Origin of the sequence: Aureimonas ureilytica DSM 18598 = NBRC 106430, from assembly GCF_000382705.1 — a bacterium.
GTDB lineage: Bacteria > Pseudomonadota > Alphaproteobacteria > Rhizobiales > Rhizobiaceae > Aureimonas > Aureimonas ureilytica.
Window position 1 is genome coordinate 1 of record NZ_ARQE01000019.1, and the last position, 16598, is coordinate 16598.

13 protein-coding genes and 1 pseudogene are annotated in these 16598 nt (G+C 65.0%); 11 read left to right on the forward strand and 3 right to left on the reverse strand.

The window, feature by feature from the left end:
• The first annotated feature begins 387 nt into the window (after nt 1-387).
• The 3 genes from B146_RS0122745 to B146_RS0122755 all read left to right on the forward strand — a co-directional run bounded on the left by B146_RS0122745 (nt 388) and on the right by B146_RS0122755 (nt 3178).
• Complete coding sequence (locus B146_RS0122745; protein WP_019998788.1) at nt 388-1089, forward strand: GntR family transcriptional regulator; 702 nt, start codon at nt 388-390, stop codon at nt 1087-1089.
• 8 nt (nt 1090-1097) lie between these two features.
• Entirely contained in the window at nt 1098-2024 is a 927-nt protein-coding gene (locus B146_RS0122750) for a dihydrodipicolinate synthase family protein (protein WP_040408912.1), read from the forward strand.
• Nucleotides 2025-2038: 14 nt separating this feature from the next.
• A complete protein-coding gene (locus B146_RS0122755; RefSeq protein ID WP_019998790.1) occupies nt 2039-3178 on the forward strand; it encodes a mandelate racemase/muconate lactonizing enzyme family protein in 1140 nt (379 codons plus the stop codon).
• Nucleotides 3179-3277: 99 nt separating this feature from the next.
• On the opposite strand, the gene B146_RS0122760 is transcribed toward B146_RS0122755, so the two are convergent.
• Together B146_RS0122760 and B146_RS0122765 are read right to left on the reverse strand one after the other, a co-directional pair.
• Nucleotides 3278-4228, reverse strand: coding sequence for a tyrosine-type recombinase/integrase (locus tag B146_RS0122760; RefSeq protein ID WP_051091620.1), 951 nt, complete (start codon nt 4226-4228; stop codon nt 3278-3280).
• Nucleotides 4224-5431, reverse strand: a protein-coding gene (locus B146_RS0122765; protein WP_155897681.1) for an IS3 family transposase whose coding sequence is annotated in 2 segments (ribosomal slippage) — nt 4224-5167 and nt 5167-5431 — 1209 coding nt in all. Because the reading frame shifts where the segments join, the coding sequence is not laid out codon by codon here. Before B146_RS0122765 ends, B146_RS0122760 begins: the two co-directional genes overlap by 5 nt.
• 35 nt (nt 5432-5466) lie before the next feature.
• On the opposite strand from B146_RS0122765, the gene B146_RS27200 reads away from it, so the two are divergent.
• From B146_RS27200 to B146_RS0122805, 7 genes are all read left to right on the forward strand, one after another.
• A complete protein-coding gene (locus B146_RS27200; RefSeq protein ID WP_081631110.1) occupies nt 5467-6234 on the forward strand; it encodes a putative bifunctional diguanylate cyclase/phosphodiesterase in 768 nt (255 codons plus the stop codon).
• A gap of 335 nt (nt 6235-6569) precedes the next feature.
• A complete protein-coding gene (locus tag B146_RS0122780) occupies nt 6570-7328 on the forward strand; it encodes a FadR/GntR family transcriptional regulator (RefSeq protein WP_019998795.1) in 759 nt (252 codons plus the stop codon).
• Nucleotides 7329-7384: 56 nt separating this feature from the next.
• A complete protein-coding gene (kdgD, locus tag B146_RS0122785) occupies nt 7385-8287 on the forward strand; it encodes a 5-dehydro-4-deoxyglucarate dehydratase (RefSeq protein WP_019998796.1) in 903 nt (300 codons plus the stop codon).
• Nucleotides 8288-8368: 81 nt separating this feature from the next.
• Entirely contained in the window at nt 8369-9877 is a 1509-nt protein-coding gene (locus B146_RS0122790; RefSeq protein ID WP_019998797.1) for an ABC transporter substrate-binding protein, read from the forward strand.
• A 73-nt stretch (nt 9878-9950) separates the two neighbouring features.
• Complete coding sequence (locus B146_RS0122795; RefSeq protein ID WP_019998798.1) at nt 9951-10865, forward strand: ABC transporter permease; 915 nt, start codon at nt 9951-9953, stop codon at nt 10863-10865.
• 4 nt (nt 10866-10869) lie between these two features.
• Complete coding sequence (locus tag B146_RS0122800) at nt 10870-11796, forward strand: ABC transporter permease (RefSeq protein WP_019998799.1); 927 nt, start codon at nt 10870-10872, stop codon at nt 11794-11796.
• Entirely contained in the window at nt 11793-13451 is a 1659-nt protein-coding gene (locus B146_RS0122805) for an ABC transporter ATP-binding protein (RefSeq protein ID WP_019998800.1), read from the forward strand. Before B146_RS0122800 ends, B146_RS0122805 begins: the two co-directional genes overlap by 4 nt.
• Nucleotides 13452-13949: 498 nt before the next feature.
• On the opposite strand, the pseudogene B146_RS30010 reads toward B146_RS0122805, so the two are convergent.
• A pseudogene (locus tag B146_RS30010) lies at nt 13950-14051 on the reverse strand (transposase); the annotation flags it as partial.
• Between the two features lie 298 nt (nt 14052-14349).
• On the opposite strand from B146_RS30010, the gene B146_RS27205 reads away from it, so the two are divergent.
• Nucleotides 14350-16368 (forward strand): hybrid sensor histidine kinase/response regulator, encoded by a 2019-nt coding sequence (locus B146_RS27205; RefSeq protein WP_081631111.1) that lies wholly within the window; start codon nt 14350-14352, stop codon nt 16366-16368.
• The last annotated feature ends 230 nt before the right edge of the window (nt 16369-16598 follow it).

The following is a 16598-nucleotide window of genomic DNA, read 5'->3' on the forward strand; positions in this document are numbered from 1 at the left end:
GCTGAGGCTCGGCGAGATTGTCAGCCGGTAGCACTACGAGCCGCTCGTAGAGGTTGGCCACGACCTCGGCCGACTCGAGCTGGTTGATCTCGTGCGGGTCGAGCCCGCGCATGGCAGCCATGGTGAGGCCGATCACCAGNTGGTTGCCGGGCGTCTCGGCATGGGCAGACGTGCCCGCCACCACAAGACCCACAAGGCCAAGGGGCCGAAGGGCCCGGATGAAACGTGACATGTCTTCCTCCCCGATCCGCGTCCGTCGTTTCACGATCCGGTTGCGGACCATATCGACAGATACTGAAATCTGATATATCNAGTCTCACATGACTTGCACCTCGTCAAGCTGTCTGGCCGAGCGGGAGCACTCACCGACCCAAAGGGAGACGAGCCATGTCGGAGGCACCCGCGCGCCTGACGCGACTCGACCCGCATTTGACGCGGACCCTGCGCGACCACGTCCACGGCCAACTTCGTCATGCGATTCTGTCGGGCCGCTACGAAACCGGTGAGCGCCTATCGGAGCGTCAGCTGGCCGAGGAACTTGGCGTCAGCACAACGCCCTTAAAGGAGGCGCTGCGCCAACTCGAAGCGGAAGGACTGGTGGAGACGCTGGCGCGCCGAGGCGTGGTGGTGCGCTACGGGCAAAGCTGGGCCGAGGAGATGATCCTGGCGCGCGCCGCGCTNGAATCCATGGTCGCCCATTTGGCAGCGCGCCGCATTGAGCCGGACGCCGCCGCCGCGCTCGCTGAAACGGCCGAGCGGATGGCTGAGGCGAGCGAGGCGGCCAACGCGGGAGCACTAGTCGCCTTGAACGAGGTGTTCCACGAGCAGATCCATCTCGCCTCGCGCTGCGACTATCTCGTGCGTCTCCTAGAGCGTCAGCGCTTCTACGACGAGGGAACGCGGCGCGTGATCCATTCCGATCCAGCCGAGCGCGAACGCGCGCTCGCCGAGCACCGCCTGATCGCGCACGCCATCGTCGTCCGCGACGAGACGGGCGCCGAACGCGCGATGCGCGACCATGTGGTTCGTTCCGGCGAGCACTACCTCGCCCTGGTTTTCAGGCAAGACAGGAAAGACATCCCCTCGTGACCGATGCCATGCAAAAGGTCCGCGACGCCCTGAAGGGCATCTCGGGCGTACCGATTACCCCCTACGACAGCGCCGGCGCGATCGATGCGCGAAGTCTGTCCGTTCTAATCGANGAGATGGCACGGGCCGGNGTCCACAACCTCATGGCNGCTGGCAANACAGGCGAGTTCTTTGCCCTGTCGCGCGAGGAGATCGNGCTCGTCCACCGTACCGTGATCGAGGCCGCCGAGGGGCGCAGCCTNGTCAGCGCAGCGGTCGGCCGCTCGCTGGTCGAGGCCAAGGCGATGGCGCGCGAGGCCGCGGCGATGGGCGCGGACGCGGTGATGAGCCACCATCCAATGGACCCCTTCGCCGCGCCCGCCGCGCAGACGCGCTACTTCCTCCAGCTTGCCGATGCGGCGAGCGTGCCGCTCGTAGCCTATGTGCGCTCCGACACGCTTTCGGTCGCCGACTTCCAGCTTCTGGCGAACCACGGCAACATCGCGGGTATTAAGTTCGCCTCGCCGAACCTGATGCTACTGGCCGAAGTGATCCGCGCGACGCGCGAAGCGCCCGCGATCTGGGTTTGCGGCCTTGCCGAGGGCTGGGCACCGGCCTTCTACGCTATGGGCGCGCGCGGCTTCACCTCGGGCCTCGTGAACGTCTTTCCGGAGCGCTCGCACGCCATCCACCACGCTTTGGAGCAGGGCGACTTCGCGGGCGCGCGTCGACTCATCGACGGCATCGCTGGCTTCGAGGCGCTGCGCACGCGCTACAACAACGGAGCTAACGTCACCGTGGTTAAGGCGGCGGCCGAGCTGCTCGGGCGCCCCGTTGGGCCCGTGCGCGCACCCGGTCTTGAGACGCTGAACGCCGAGGAGCACGAGACGCTGCGCCACATCGTTGAGGCGGTCCGCACCGAGCGCACGACCGGCGCCCCGGCGACGGCGGCCTGAGGGGGAGAGTAGACATGCGGATCACCGCCCTCAAGACCTACATGCAGCGCGTCGACGAGCGCCCGCGTCTTCTCGTCAAGATCGAGACCAACGAGGGCATTTCAGGCTGGGGCGAGGCCTACAACCACGGGCCCGACCGCGCGCTGGCGCCGCTTCTCGACTATCTCTTCACGCAGATCGTGGGTGAGGATCCGCGACGCGTCGAGTTCCTGGTGCACAAGCTCAACCAGCAGTGCCGCTTCCCGCCCGGCGCGCTGGGCCTGGCCGCAATCTCCGTGATCGACCACGCTCTGTGGGACATCGCGGGTAAGGCGGCAGGGCTGCCGGTCTACATGCTGCTCGGCGGCAACGTGCGCGATCGCGTGCGCGTCTATTGCGGCGTCTACACCGCGCCCGACCCGGAGGCAGCGCTCGCCCAGACGCAAGAGCTGAATGAGCGCTACGGCTACACCGCCTTCAAGCTCAGCCCATACCGGCGCGACCTGCACGAGGGGCGCTGGGGCGAGCTGGTGCGCGAGACCGGGCAGTATTTCGGGCGCGTGCGAGAACTTTGCCCCAGCCGCTTCGAGTTCGCCTTCGACGCCCATGCCAAGATCTTCGAGCCAGTCCAGGCCATCCAGCTCGCCCAGGCCCTCGCCCCCAACGACCCGCTCTTCTACGAAGAACCGATCCGGCCCGAGCACATCCCCGCCTGGCGCGAGATCCGCTCCAAGGTGAGCGTACCACTGGCGACCGGCGAGTCGCTCTACTCGCGCTTCGAGTTTCTGTCACTGCTGTCAGCGGGCGGCGCCGACATCGTGCAGCCTGATATCTGCGTTGTGGGCGGGGTCTGCGAGATGCGGCGCATCGCGACGATCGCTGAAGCGCACTACGCCACGCTCGCCCCGCACAACCCGATGGGGCCGCTGGCGACGGCAGTGAACGTCCACTTCTGTGCCACGCAGACGAACTTCAAGATCCTGGAGTTCAAGCCTGCGGTCCACGCTCCGTGGGCGATCGACCCTTATGTGCCGGTGGACGGACACATGGAGCTACGCCCCGACCGGCCCGGCTGGGGTATCGAAATCGACGAGGCGGTGCTGGAGCGCGAGGACCACGTTCACTGGGAGCGTAAGGTGACGCGCAAGCCGGATGGCTCTACCGCCTACCCATAAGCTGCGGATGTCGGAAGGCGGTGTAGGCTTAAGTTTCCGACTTAGGTATTCTGACCGGGCGCTCCTCAGAAGGGTTGAGCGCCCGATCGCTTTCCAACTTTAAATCAACACGCGCTCCACTTCGTCGAGCGTCACTGCGTCCGAGCGCCGATCACAGAGCTGCGTGATCCGCGTCGACGAGTGGTTCGCCATGGCCGCCGCCTTTTCGATCGTGCCGCCGTTCTTGAGATACGCCGTGATGCCGTTGGCCCGGAACGTGTGGTTGCCGATCCACGTGTCGATGCCGGCAGCGGTCGCGCGTCGCTGGATCATCGCGTACGCATTGGCTTGGGGCAGGGGCGTGCGGGTCAGCTGCCCCGTGCCGCGCCCGATCGTGCGAAACAGCGGACCTTTCCGATCCTCAGCGATACCGGTCCCCTCCATGTAGGCATGGAGGTAGCCTTCCAGATTGTGGTGGCAGGGCATCTCATGACGCTTCCCGCCCTTCTCGTGCAGCCGCACCCAGAGACGCCGGTTCTGCACATAGACGTCCTCGACCCGCATGCCGAGCGCGGCCCCGATCCGGGCGAACGAGTAGACCATCAGCCCGATCAGCGCCCGGTCGCGCAGGCCTATCGGAGTCGTGACGTCGATCGCGTCGAGCAGCTGGCGCGCCTCATAGGGATCCAGTACCGGCATCTTGTCCCGTCGCACGCTGTGCAAGGGTCCACGCACGGACGCTGGGTTCACCGCCACGACCTGGCCGACCACAAGCCAGTCGAATAGCATGCGGACCGCAGCCAAGCGCTGCTTAGCGGTCGGTGCTGATCGCACCTGGGTCAGCTCCTTGATGTAGCCGGCGACGTGCAGCGGCTGCACGGCTGCGATCGAGGCGGCGCCGTGCGCCTCGCACCAGCTGAGGAACTCTCCCACGGCCCGCCCATAGGCGCGCCGAGTGTTGGGGTTGCGGATGTGCGTGGTAAAGAACTCGAGGGAGCGAATGGACGCGCGCTCGCCGGCCGTAGCGACGACATGGCCTGCCCCCGTCAGGTGGCCCGGTTCAAATCTAATGCATGGTGGGCTTGTCGGCGACGTTTGAGGTGGCCGGCGAAGCGGGTTGGGGTAGCGCAGCCGGCCACGGCACATCGGCGGGTGCGGGTGGACGGTAGCCCAGGCTCGAGTGTGGACGCTTGGTGTTGTAGTGCTGGCGCCAGCTCTCGATGACGATCCGGGCCTCGGCGAGACTGTAGAAGATCTCGCCGTTCAGGAGTTCGTCCCGAAGCTTGGAGTTGAAGCTCTCGCAATAGCCGTTCTCCCAAGGGCTGCCAGGCTCGATGAACGCGGTCCTGGCCCCGACCGCTCCGATCCATTCGCGCACTGCCTTGGCGACGAACTCCGGGCCATTGTCGGAGCGGATGTGTCCTGGCACGCCGCGCAGGATGAAGAGGTCCGACAGGACGTCGATGACGTCCGTGGACTTCAGCTTACGGTCGATCCGGATACACAAGCACTCCCGGGTGAACTCGTCGATGACGTTCAGCAGGCGGAACTTGCGGCCGTTGTGGGTTCGGTCCTCGACAAAGTCATAGGACCACACGTGGTTCGGTCGCTCCGGGCGAAGACGAACACACGAGCCATCGTTCAGCCAGAGCCGGCCGCGCTTGGGCTGCTTGGCCGGCACCTTCAGGCCTTCCTGCCGCCAGATGCGCTCGACCCGCTTCACGTTGACGAGCCAGCCAGTATCCCGCAGCAAGGCCGTGATCCGGCGCCTATCAGCGATTGCCAGCAATCGCTTGTCGGCCAGGGGATACCCGTAGCGTCCATACTGCACCGCTAGTTCGATGATGTCGGCCGTCAACGCCGCATCATCGGCTCGCCCTTTGGGCGCCTTGCGTTGCGTTGACCGATGCTGCCCCAGAACCCGGCACGCCAAACGCTCCGACACGTCGAACTTCTTTATGACGTGGTCGATGCATTGGCGACGGCGGGCGGGGCTCACCAGTTTCCCGAGGCGGCCTCTTTCAGGATCAGCTTCTCGAGCGTCAGGTCCGACACGGCCTTTCGCAGGCGCTCGTTCTCCTTCTCGAGATCCTTCAGACGCTTCACCTGGTCCGACTTCAGCCCGCCGAACTCCTTGCCCCATCGGTAGTAGGTGAACGGCGTCACGCCGATCGCGCGGATCGCTTCGGCAACCGAACGACCCTGCGACAGCAGCACGTCGACCTGCCGGAGCTTCGCGACGATCTCTTCAGGCTTGTGCTTCTTCTGCGGCATTCTCGGCATCCTCCAAAGGCTCAAAAGCCTACTTCATGGAGGGACACTTTTCAGGGGGCAGACCAGTATGCTTCGAGGCGCTGATGCGCTGGACGCATCCGATTCCGGGGGAGATCCCTCCATTCCGCTTCATTCCCATAGCCGAGGTGCGCAAGTTCATCGTGCCGATGGGCGAATGGGCGATCGAGACCGCCTGCGCCACCGCGGTTTCATGGTCGTCCAGCTGTCGCATAGCGGTTAACTTGTCGCCAGTGCAAGTTCTTCAGCCCGACCTCCCAGACAAGGTCGAGGCGATCCTCCATCGGACAGGTCTGGCTGCAGACCGCCTGGAACTAGAGATCACGGAAGGCGTCCTGCTTCAGGACGGCGAGAGGGCGTTGACCGTTCTCGGCAAACTGAACGCGCTCGGCGTGCGGATCGTTCTGGACGATTTCGGCACGGGTTATTCAAGCCTTTCCTACCTCCACCGCTTTCGCTTCCAAAAGCTCAAGATCGACCGCCTGTTCGTCGGTCGGCTGACCGAGGACCAAAGCGCGCGCTCAATCGTCAAGGCGATCCTTTCGATGAGCCAGGAGCTGGGCATTGAGGTGACGGCGGAAGGCGTAGAAACGACGCAGCAGGCCTCAATGCTCCGGGCACAGGGCTGCAACGAGTTTCAAGGCTTTCTTTTGGGTCACCCAACGACAGCCGAGACTGCCAACGAGTTGGCGGCGCAATCGAGCACCCAAAATATGGTCGAACAGCTCCGCGCCGTTTCTCGGGAATTCCATGCTGGTGACGGCTACATCAAACAAGCGTCGTAGCGCTCTCGACCCACTACGTCCGCTTACAAGAGGTTGCGAAACCCGCATCGAGAGGCGGTAGTGGGCCAAAGCTGACAGTCAGCTTTCGGATTTGTCCCGCGGAAAGCCGCCGTTCCACTTTAGACCCGGCTGGACCGTTTATAGGCGAGGCAGCAGACGTGGCACACTGATTTAAGCGCCACGCAGCTGCATTGGCCCGCGGCGTCCAACAGCAGCCGACTAGGTCGTTTCCCGTAGCCTCCACATTCATCGCGCGACGATAGACATGAACCAATGCTAGTCATATGATGACGCGCGGGCCTCTGTGAAAGCTCGCTTATGGAGGCCGCCGCGTCATGGCGGAAGCGCATTTGGCTCGAGCACGCGTCGCAACCCAGTCCCGCCCTCTGCGGGAGATCGTCACCGAGGTCTTGCGTCAGCAGATCGAGGACGGCGATTATGCACCGGGTGATCAACTGCCCACTGAGCCGGTCCTCGTGTCCCGGTTCGGCTACAGCCGGACGGTGATCCGGGAAGCGATCGCGGCGCTTCGCGCCGACGGCCTGGTCGACTCACGGCACGGCGTCGGTGTCTTCGTAATCGGCCCAAAGCGGCCGAGCGCGGAGTTAGAACTCTTCCGACAAGCGACCGACAAGATCTCGGACATCATCGAGGAACTGGAACTGCGCATCGGGGTCGAGGTCGAAGCCGCTGGCCTAGCGGCTATGCGCGCATCTCCCGCGCAGGAGGCCGAGATCCTGTCGCTCGTCGACGAGTTTCGCGAACGGGTGGAACGCGGCGAGCCGACCGACGAGGCCGACTTCGCGTTCCACATGGCCATTGCCAAGGCGACGAACAACACGCGCTTCCAGACCTTTCTGGAGCACATCGGCAAGCGGATCATCCCGCGCGTCAAATTTCGGACGGTAATGGGCGGCGTAGACCCCCTTCCCAATCGCGATCGCATCATCCTGAAGGAACACGAGGCGGTCGGTGACGCGATCTCGGGACGCGATCCCGACGGTGCAAGGGAGGCGATGCGTCATCACCTCCAGGGTGGGATCAAGCGCTACCGCGCGCTGACACGCGTACGTCCCACCGAAAAGATCGATTGACCAAGGCGCTTTGTCATCATACGACTACCTGATCAAGTCGTATGATGTGAGCTGCAATGTCTCCTGATGACCTCAAGGTCGCCCTGTCCTCCGGCCTCCTGTCCTTCCCTGTCACCCACTTCGACGCCGACGGGGCCCTCAGCCTCGACACGTATCGCCGCCATGTCGAATGGCTCTCGGGCTTCGAGGCCAGCGTGCTGTTCGCGGCGGGGGGAACAGGTGAGTTCTTCTCGCTGACGCCCGAGGAGGTCGGCAGCGTCACTCGCGCGGCCAAGGACGCTTCCGGGGCGGTGCCGATCGTCACCGGCTGCGGCTACGGCACGGAACTGGCCAAGGACGTCGCCCGGCGTGCCGAGGCCGCCGGGGCGGACGGCCTTCTTCTTCTCCCGCACTACCTGATCGGCGCGTCGCAGGAAGGGCTTTTCCGACACATCAAGGCGGTGTGCCAGGCGACGGACCTCGGCGTCGTCGTTTACAACCGCTCCAATTCCGTCGTGAACGCCGACACTCTGGCGCGCCTTGCCGACGCCTGCCCGAACCTCATCGGCTTCAAGGACGGCACAGGCCAGATCTCGCTGGTGCGCGAGATCTCCGCCAAGCTCGGCGACCGGCTCTGCTACATCGGCGGTATGCCGACGCACGAGTTGTTCGCCGAGGCCTTCAACGCGGCGGGGGTGACGACCTATTCCTCGGCCGTCTTCAACTTCGTGCCGGCGCTTGCCGTGCGCTTCTTCAAGGCAATGCGCGCGGGCGACCGCGCCACGATGGAAGCGATCCTGAAGGACTTCTTCTACCCCTTCGCCGCCATTCGCGACCGCCAGACGGGCTATGCCGTCTCGATCATCAAGGCGGGTGCAGCCATCGTCGGCCAGGCGCCCGGCCCGGTGCGCCCGCCGCTGACGGACCTGACCGACGAGGAGCGCGGCATGCTGGCCGCACTGATCGAGAAGAACGCCTGAGAGCGTCTGACAACACCTCCGGGCGGCCGCGCGGGAGGCGTCGGCCGCCTCGGACCTGACGACACGAACGGGAGGATCATCATGAGAACGACGACGATCGCCAGGCTGGCCCTTGCGGCGCTGGCCGGCACCATCGCGCAGCCTGCCCTCGCACAAGGCTCGACCGGCGAGATCACCATCGTCCTGCCGGAGCAGCCGAGCAACCTGGAGCCCTGCGGCTCTATTCTGACCGACGTTGGGCAGGTGATCAGCCAGAACGTCACCGAGACCCTAACGGTGGTGGATCCGGCGGACGGCTCGGTGGATCCGAAGCTCGCGACCGGGTGGAGGCAGGTCGAACCCCTCACTTGGCGCTTCAAGCTGCGCGAGGGCGTCAAGTTCCAGGACGGCGAGGCCTTCGACGCGCAGGCGGTCAAGTTCTCGATCGACCGCATGACGTCCAAAGCCTTTACCTGCAACAACCTCGCCAAGTTCGGCAACGATACCATCACCGTCGAGGTGGTCGATCCCTCGACGGTCGACGTGAAGTCCACGCAGCCCCAGCCGATCCTGCCGACGCTTATCAGCGTGGCGATGATCGTCTCGACCAAGACCTCGGCAACGCAGGCAACCAACGCGCCGGTTGGCACCGGGCCCTATTCGCTCGCCGAAGCCACGCCGGAGCGCATCGTCCTCCAGCGCTCCGAAGGATATTGGGGCGAGGCGCCAGCGGTGACCAAGGCGACCTATGTCTGGCGCGGCGAGTCCTCGCTGCGCATCGCGATGATCCAGACGGGCGAAGCTGACCTCACCCCTACCATCGCGCTCCAGGACGCAACCGATCCTACCCGCGACATCTCCTACCTCAACTCGGAGACGACGGCGGTTCGCATCGACATGGACTATCCCCCGCTCAACGACGTGCGGGTGCGCAAGGCGCTCAATATGGCGATCGACTGGGAGGGTATGGCCGGCCTCTTCGGCGACGAGGCACTACGGGCCTCGCAGATGGTGCCGCCGGGCATCAACGGCCACGACAAGGACCTGAAGCCCTGGACCTTCGACCCGGAAGGGGCGGCCAAGCTTCTGGAGGAAGCCCGTGCGGCGGGCGTGCCGGTCGACACGGAGATCAACCTCGTCGGCCGCAACGGCATCTATCCCAACGGCACCGAGGCCATGGAAGCCATGATGGCCATGTGGAACGATGCCGGCTTCAACGTGAAGCTGACCATGCTCGACGTGGCCGACTGGACCCGCTACCTCCAGAAGCCCTTCCCAGCCGAGCGCGGTCCGACGCTTCTTCAGATCCAGCACGACAACAACAAGGGCGACGCCGCTTTCACCGTACCGCTGCTCTATCGCTCGTCCGGCAGCTACTCGACACTGAACAACCCGGCGATGGACGCCGAGATCGACACGGCGCTGGCGGCGACTGGGGACGAGCGCGGTCAAGCGTTCCGCACGGTCTTCGGCAAAGTCCACGACGAGATCGCCGCCGACGTGCCGATGTTCCACATGATCGGCTATACCGCCGTCGGCCCTCGCATCGACTGGCGCCCGAGCCTCGCCACCAACAGCGAGATCCCGCTCGCGCAGATCCGCTTCAAATAGCTGGCGATCGCTTACCGGAGGGAGGCCCCATGCCCTCCGGCCTGTCGCCGCATTTTTAGGACGGACGCATCCCATGCTCGGCTTCATCGGCAAGCGCGCCTTCAACAGCGCGGTCTCCATCCTCGGTCTCCTGGTCCTCGTCTTCGTGCTGACGCGCCTGACGGGCGATCCGGCGGCCCTGTTCCTGCCGCTCGACTCGTCTCTCGAGGCGCGCCAGGAGTTCAACCGCCTGAACGGCTTCGACCAACCCGTGGTCTCCCAGTTTTTCGCCTATCTCGGCGACCTCCTCCGCCTCGATTTCGGCATGTCGCTCCGGCAGAACCGACCGGCGATGGAAGTGGCGCTGGAAGCCTTCCCGCGTACGCTCCAGCTCGCCTTCTTCGCCATCCTCCTGTCCTTCTCGCTGGCGCTCGTGGTAGGCGCGCTCGCGGCGGCCCGGCCCGGCGGTTGGTTCGATCGCCTTTCGAGCTTCGTTTCGCTGGCCGGTGCCAGCGCGCCGGACTTCTGGGTGGCCATCGTCGGCGTGCTGGTCTTCTCGGTCGGCCTCGGGCTCCTACCGACGTCGGGCACCGGCGGCTTCGCCTACTGGATCCTGCCGGTGGCAGTCCTAACGCTCCGCCCCTTCGGCCTCCTGGTCCAGGTGGTGCGCGGCACGATGATCGGCGTCCTCGCTCAAGCCCACGTCAAGACGGCGAAAGCCAAGGGCCTTGCCCCCCGCGCGATCCTCCTGCGCCACGGCCTGCGCAACTCGATGCTGCCGGTGGTCACCGTAGCAGGCGATCTGGCCGCCAGCCTCGTCAACGGGGCGGTGGTGGTCGAAACAATCTTCGGTTGGCCCGGCATCGGCAAGCTGATGATCGATTCTATCGTCCAGCGCGACTTCGCGGTGGTCCAGAGCACGATCCTCGTCACCGCCTGCGCGATCTTCCTGCTGAACATCCTGATCGACCTCCTTTACGCCGCGCTCGACCCGCGCATCCGGTACTGACCCCATGAGCGAGATCACGACCACCTTCGAGCCGCCGGCGTCGCGCACAGCGCGGCTCGCCATCTGGGCTGCCTGGCTACGCCGCGACAAGCTGGCCTTGGCCGCCGTCCTGTTCCTTCTGGTCTTGGCGGTGGCAGCCGTCCTGTCGCCGTTCCTTCTCGATGCCGCGGCCACACGCCCGGGCCTTCGCCAGCGCAACCTCGCGCCCTTCACGCTCGATGCCGGCTGGCTCTACGTGCTCGGCGCCGATACGCTGGGCCGCCCGATGCTGGCTCGCCTCCTCGTCGGCGCCGGCACGACGCTCGGCATCGCGGCCGCGGCGGTGCTGGGTTCGATGGTGCTGGGCGGCTGCCTTGGGCTGGTGGCGGGTTATTCGCGACGCTGGTTCGCGCAAGCCATCATGCGCGTCGCCGACGTCATCATGAGCTTCCCCTCGCTGCTCCTAGCGCTGATCGTTCTGTATCTTTTGGGGCCGAGCGTCACCAACCTCATCATCGTCCTCGCCGTCACGCGCGTGCCGATCTACCTGCGCACGACGCGGGCCGAGGTGCTGGAGCTGCGCGAGCGCATGTTCGTGCAGGCGGCGCGCTCGATGGGCGCGGGGCACGGGCGCATCCTGTTCCGCCATATCGCGCCGCTCACCATTCCGACGCTCGTCACCATCGGCGCGATCGACTTCGCGGCGGTCATTTTGGCGGAATCGGCGCTGAGCTTCCTCGGCCTCGGCATCCAGCCGCCGGCCTTCACCTGGGGCGCGATGGTGGCGACCGGCCGCGGCTACCTGCAGACCGCATGGTGGATCGCCTTCTGGCCGGGCCTCCTGATCATGCTGACGACGCTGTCGCTCAATATCGTCGCGAGCTGGGCGCGCGTCGCCTCCGATCCCCACCAGCGCTGGCGCCTCCAGTCGCTGAGGAGAGCGCCGAAATGACGCCAATCGATCCTCCCGTTCTCGAGATCCGCGACCTCACGGTCGACTTCCTGTCCGACGAGGCGCCAGTGCGCGCGGTGGACGGCGTCAGCCTCCAGGTGCATCGGGGCGAGACCTTGTGCATCCTGGGCGAAAGCGGCTCGGGCAAGAGCGTCAGCTCCTCAACCGTGCTCGACATCCTCGACACGCCGCCAGCCGAGATCGTCTCGGGGCAGATACTGTTCGAAGGCCGGGATCTTGCCGCGATGGCGCCCGAGGAAAGGCGACAGATCAACGGTCGGAAGATCGCGATGATCTTCCAGGATCCCCTGGCCCATCTCAACCCGGTCTACACGGTCGGTGCGCAGATCTGCGAGGTGTTCCGCGCCCATCGCATCTGCGATGGAGCCGAGGCACGGCGGCGGGGCATCGAGCTTTTCGGCCGGGTCGGCATCCCCGAACCCGCCGAGCGCTTCGACCGCTATCCCCATGAGTTCTCCGGCGGCCAGCGCCAGCGCGTCATGATCGCCATGGCGATCGCCCTCGGTCCTTCGCTCCTGATCGCCGACGAGCCGACCACGGCGCTCGACGTGTCGGTCCAGGCGCAGATCCTGGATCTTCTCGCCGATCTCCAGCGCGAGTTCGGCATGGCTCTCGTGATGATCACGCACGATCTTGAAGTCGCCGCCTCGATGGCCGATCGCGTCATCGTCATGCGGCGCGGACGCATCGTCGAAGCGGGGGAGGCGCGCGCCGTCTTCACCCAGCCCAGCGACGACTACACGCGCCGGCTCATGGCCGCGATCCCCTCGCATGACGGGGAGGCCAGCCGACGCTCCAAGGCGCCGGTCGCCGAAACGCTTCTCGACGTGCAGGGGCTCACCAAGGTCTACCAGGTCACCAGCGGGCTGTTTTCCTCGCCCCGCAGCGTGGCGGCGGTGGAGGACGTGTCGTTCCGGGTCGGGCGCGGCGAGACGCTCGGCATCGTCGGCGAGTCCGGGTCGGGCAAATCCAGTGTCGCCAAGATGCTTCTGCGGCTCGTCGACCCAACCGCCGGCCGGGCACTGTTCCGGGGCGCCGACATCTATGGCCTGGAGGGGGCGGACCTCATGGCGCTGCGCCGCAAGGTGCAGATGGTGTTCCAGGACCCCTACGGCTCGATGAACCCGCGGATGAGCGTCGAAGCGATCATCTCGGAGCCTTGGCGCATCCATGGCGACATCCTGCGGAAGGGGCAGTGGCGCGGCCGCGTGCGCGAACTCCTCGACCTCGTCGGCCTGAACCCCGACTGGGCGAGCCGTCATCCCCACCAGTTTTCCGGTGGGCAGCGCCAGCGCATCGCGATCGCCCGCGCACTCGCCTGCGAGCCGGAACTTATCGTCTGCGACGAGGCCGTGTCAGCCCTCGACGTCTCCGTCCAGATGCAGGTGATCGACCTCCTAGCCGACCTTCGCGACCGCCTGGGCCTCGCCTACGTCTTCATTACCCACGACCTGCCGGTGGTCCGGAACTTCGCCGACCGCATCATCGTCATGCGCGGCGGCAAGGTCGTCGAGGAGGCAGATACCGAGACCCTGTTTGCGGCTCCCCGCCACGAGTACACTCGGACGCTTCTGTCATCTTCGCCCAGGCCAAAATGGGAAACGACAGGAGTAGCTGCTTCGGGCAGCCATTGAGTCAGCCATCCACCGTGGTCCGCCATGGGGCCGCGGAAGGCTGCCGTTGGTCCGCAAACGGCGGTTCGAATGAGACAGACCAGCTTGGTGCGGCTCGGACGCAAATTGGCAGTTGAGGGCCGGTTGGCGTGCAGGATCCTGGTGCTGCCGTAGCAAACGGTTCGTCAGTTTCGTCTCGCACCGCAACGATGCGGACTGTCGGCTCCTCACCCGACCCAGCTGCAAACACAGGAGCGAGTTTGGACCGTAAGTGGACGGGGTAACTGGGCCGATAGCTGCCGGCTCGCCAGTCTAATGTCCATGTAGATCAAAAGGCGTGCCCTGGTTGGGCACGCAGCAGTCGGCGACACGCTGGTAGCGCCCTTGCACGACCCTGAAGGATCAGGTTGACGCGCCTGTCATGTCCTCTTGGATCAGGTTGGTTCAGCTCCGAGGACACGAATTGGACGGGCGCTGAGTCCCTCGGTTGGGTCTGATCTCCCCCGCTTCACGTATATGGCTGCCCCCCATCTTCCGGCAGATCTCGCCAACTAGGGCGCCGTTCTCCGTCTTCCGCAGGGCAAAGGCGATCTGCTCGTTCGTGAACCGCTTCTTGGGCATCGGCTCTTACCTCTTGTCGAGAAATTGGGCCCGAAAATTCTCACTCCGTCCGGACCAGCTTCACGGGGCAGGACCAGTCTTATCGGCCATAGGTCAGGCATCTGCCGCTAAGCGATGGCTGGCGGCGCCCCCCAACTCGCATCGCCGGCCACCTCAAACGTCGCCGACAAGCCCATGGTGCATCAGTTTCGAACCGGACGATCCTACGGCGAAGGCCACTTCTCTCATCGGCTGCACTGTTTTCGGCGAGGACCGCGCATATCTACGCCTACGCTTGTCTCGCCCTCGAAGGTGGCGATTGCTGGAGGCCACCGCGATGACCACGTCACGATTTCTCGGTGGTTCCGGCGAGATGGCGGCGCGCCTCAGAGCCTTCGATTGGTCGGCGACGAGCTTGGGGCCACCGTCCGGTTGGCCCCGATCCCTGCGAACGCTCGTCGGACTGATGCTTGCATCGCGTCAACCCATGTATGTCGCATGGGGTACCGAAGGGATCATGCTCTACAACGACGCCTATTCGCGGCTTCTGCAGAGCAAGCACCCCGCGGCCCTGGGAGATCGTTTCGATCGCGTCTGGTCGGAGATCTGGAGCGAGATCGAGCCGCTGGTGGCGCGTGTCTTCCAAGGCGAGTCCATCCATTTCGACGACATCACGCTCTTCATCGAGCGCAACGCACAGACCACCGAAGCCCATTTCGCCTTCTCTTACACGCCGGTCTACGACAATGAGGGCGTGGTGATCGGTCTGTTCTGCGCCTGCAACGAGACGACCATCCAGATCCTGGCGGAACGGGCAGCGAACGAAGCCCTTCAGGCGGCCGAGGAAGCCAACATCGCCAAGAGCCAGTTCCTGGCCAATATGAGCCACGAGCTGCGCACGCCTCTTTCAGCCATCATCGGCTATGCCGAGATGCTGATCGAGGAAGCGCAGGATGGCGCCGCCGCCAGTGATCTGGCGGGTGACATCGCCAAGATCGAGAGCAACGCTCGCCATTTGCTCAGTCTCATCAACGATGTACTGGACCTGTCCAAAGTCGAGAGCGGCAAGATGGACATCTATGTCGAGACCTTCGATGTCGCCGACCTCGTGCATGACGTTGCAACAACCGCGCAGCGGCTGGTGGAGAAGAAAAACAACCGTCTCCAGGTCGAAATCGAGAGCGATGTCGGAAGCCTGGCGTCCGACATCACCAAGGTACGGCAGATTCTCTTCAATCTGCTGAGCAACGCTGCCAAGTTCACGCAGAACGGCACGATCACGCTTCGGGTCCGGCGCACGGAAGCCGAACTATCGTTCGCCGTGCGCGACACCGGCATCGGCATGACACCCGAGCAGATGGAGCGACTGTTCCAGCGTTTCGCCCAAGCCGATGCGTCCACGACGCGCAAATACGGAGGCACAGGCCTCGGATTATCGCTTACCAAGGCGTTCAGCGCCATGTTGGGCGGCGATGTGCATGTGGAAAGCGAACCGGAGCGGGGCAGCATTTTCACGCTGACATTGCCGCTGAAGATCGTCGATCCGTCGGCGGAGGCGTCGGTCGCGCCGGACGCCCAATTGCCTGTCGTGCCCGACGTCGATCCGGCCAAGGTCGTTCTGGTGATCGACGACGACACCGCTCAGCGGGAACTGATGACGCGCTTTCTGGCGCGGGAAGGATTTTCGGCGGTCACGGCGGCCGACGGAGCGACGGGTCTGGCGCTGGCCAGAGAAATGAGACCACGCGCCATTCTTCTCGACGTCATGATGCCCGGCATGGACGGTTGGACCGTCCTGGGCCGTCTGAAGAGCGATCCGGATCTGGCGGGCATCCCGGTCGTCATGGTGACCTTCGTCAGCGAACGCGGGCTGGCCTCGTCGCTCGGTGCGACCGACTATGTCGACAAACCGGTGAAGTGGGAGCGGTTCCGTCTGGTGATGGACCGCTTTCGCGAATCCGTCGGCGATGTCCTCGTCGTGGACGACGATCCGGATGCGCGCGCTCGTCTTCGTCAGACGCTGGAGCGCGACGGCTGGGCCGTCGCCGAGGCGGAGGACGGTCAGAAGGCCCTGGACTACATCGCCAACAGCCGTCCACGGCTGATCCTTCTCGACCTGACCATGCCGATCATGGACGGGTTCGCCTTCCTGCGCGCGCTTCGCAGCCGACCCGATGACGCCGAAATTCCGGTCATCGTGCTCTCGGCCCGCAGCCTGACCACCGAAGAGCGAACGCAGCTCCGCTCGGCCGCGCAAGTCCTTACGAAGGGCGAGATCAGCCTGAAGGAGGTGGCCGCCAACGTTCGAGCCCTGACGGATGAGGGGGTCGGCTCGTGACGCTCCGTTCAGGAGCGACCAACAGCGCGGAAAACGGCTGCTCACGGTCATTTCGTCGGATGCAATCCCTGTCATGATCCGCCTGAGGCTGCGGCCTGCCGCGTCGAAAGGCGATAGGCGGCATTGACCGAACAGAACCCCAGGACGATCGACGCCATTCCCGCTTGAATGCGTCCTTGCCCCTGCCGCGTCCATTTTCTCGGCATTATCACTTCGATAGAAGGACGCCG

Coding starts and splice junctions, on each gene's coding strand:
- B146_RS0122755 (WP_019998790.1), top strand. CDS start 2,039: ATGCGGATCACCGCCCTCAAGACCTACATGCAGCGCGTCGACGAGCGC.
- B146_RS27200 (WP_081631110.1), top strand. CDS start 5,467: ATGGAGGGACACTTTTCAGGGGGCAGACCAGTATGCTTCGAGGCGCTG.
- B146_RS0122780 (WP_019998795.1), top strand. CDS start 6,570: ATGGCGGAAGCGCATTTGGCTCGAGCACGCGTCGCAACCCAGTCCCGC.
- kdgD (WP_019998796.1), top strand. CDS start 7,385: ATGTCTCCTGATGACCTCAAGGTCGCCCTGTCCTCCGGCCTCCTGTCC.
- B146_RS0122790 (WP_019998797.1), top strand. CDS start 8,369: ATGAGAACGACGACGATCGCCAGGCTGGCCCTTGCGGCGCTGGCCGGC.
- B146_RS0122795 (WP_019998798.1), top strand. CDS start 9,951: ATGCTCGGCTTCATCGGCAAGCGCGCCTTCAACAGCGCGGTCTCCATC.
- B146_RS0122800 (WP_019998799.1), top strand. CDS start 10,870: ATGAGCGAGATCACGACCACCTTCGAGCCGCCGGCGTCGCGCACAGCG.
- B146_RS0122805 (WP_019998800.1), top strand. CDS start 11,793: ATGACGCCAATCGATCCTCCCGTTCTCGAGATCCGCGACCTCACGGTC.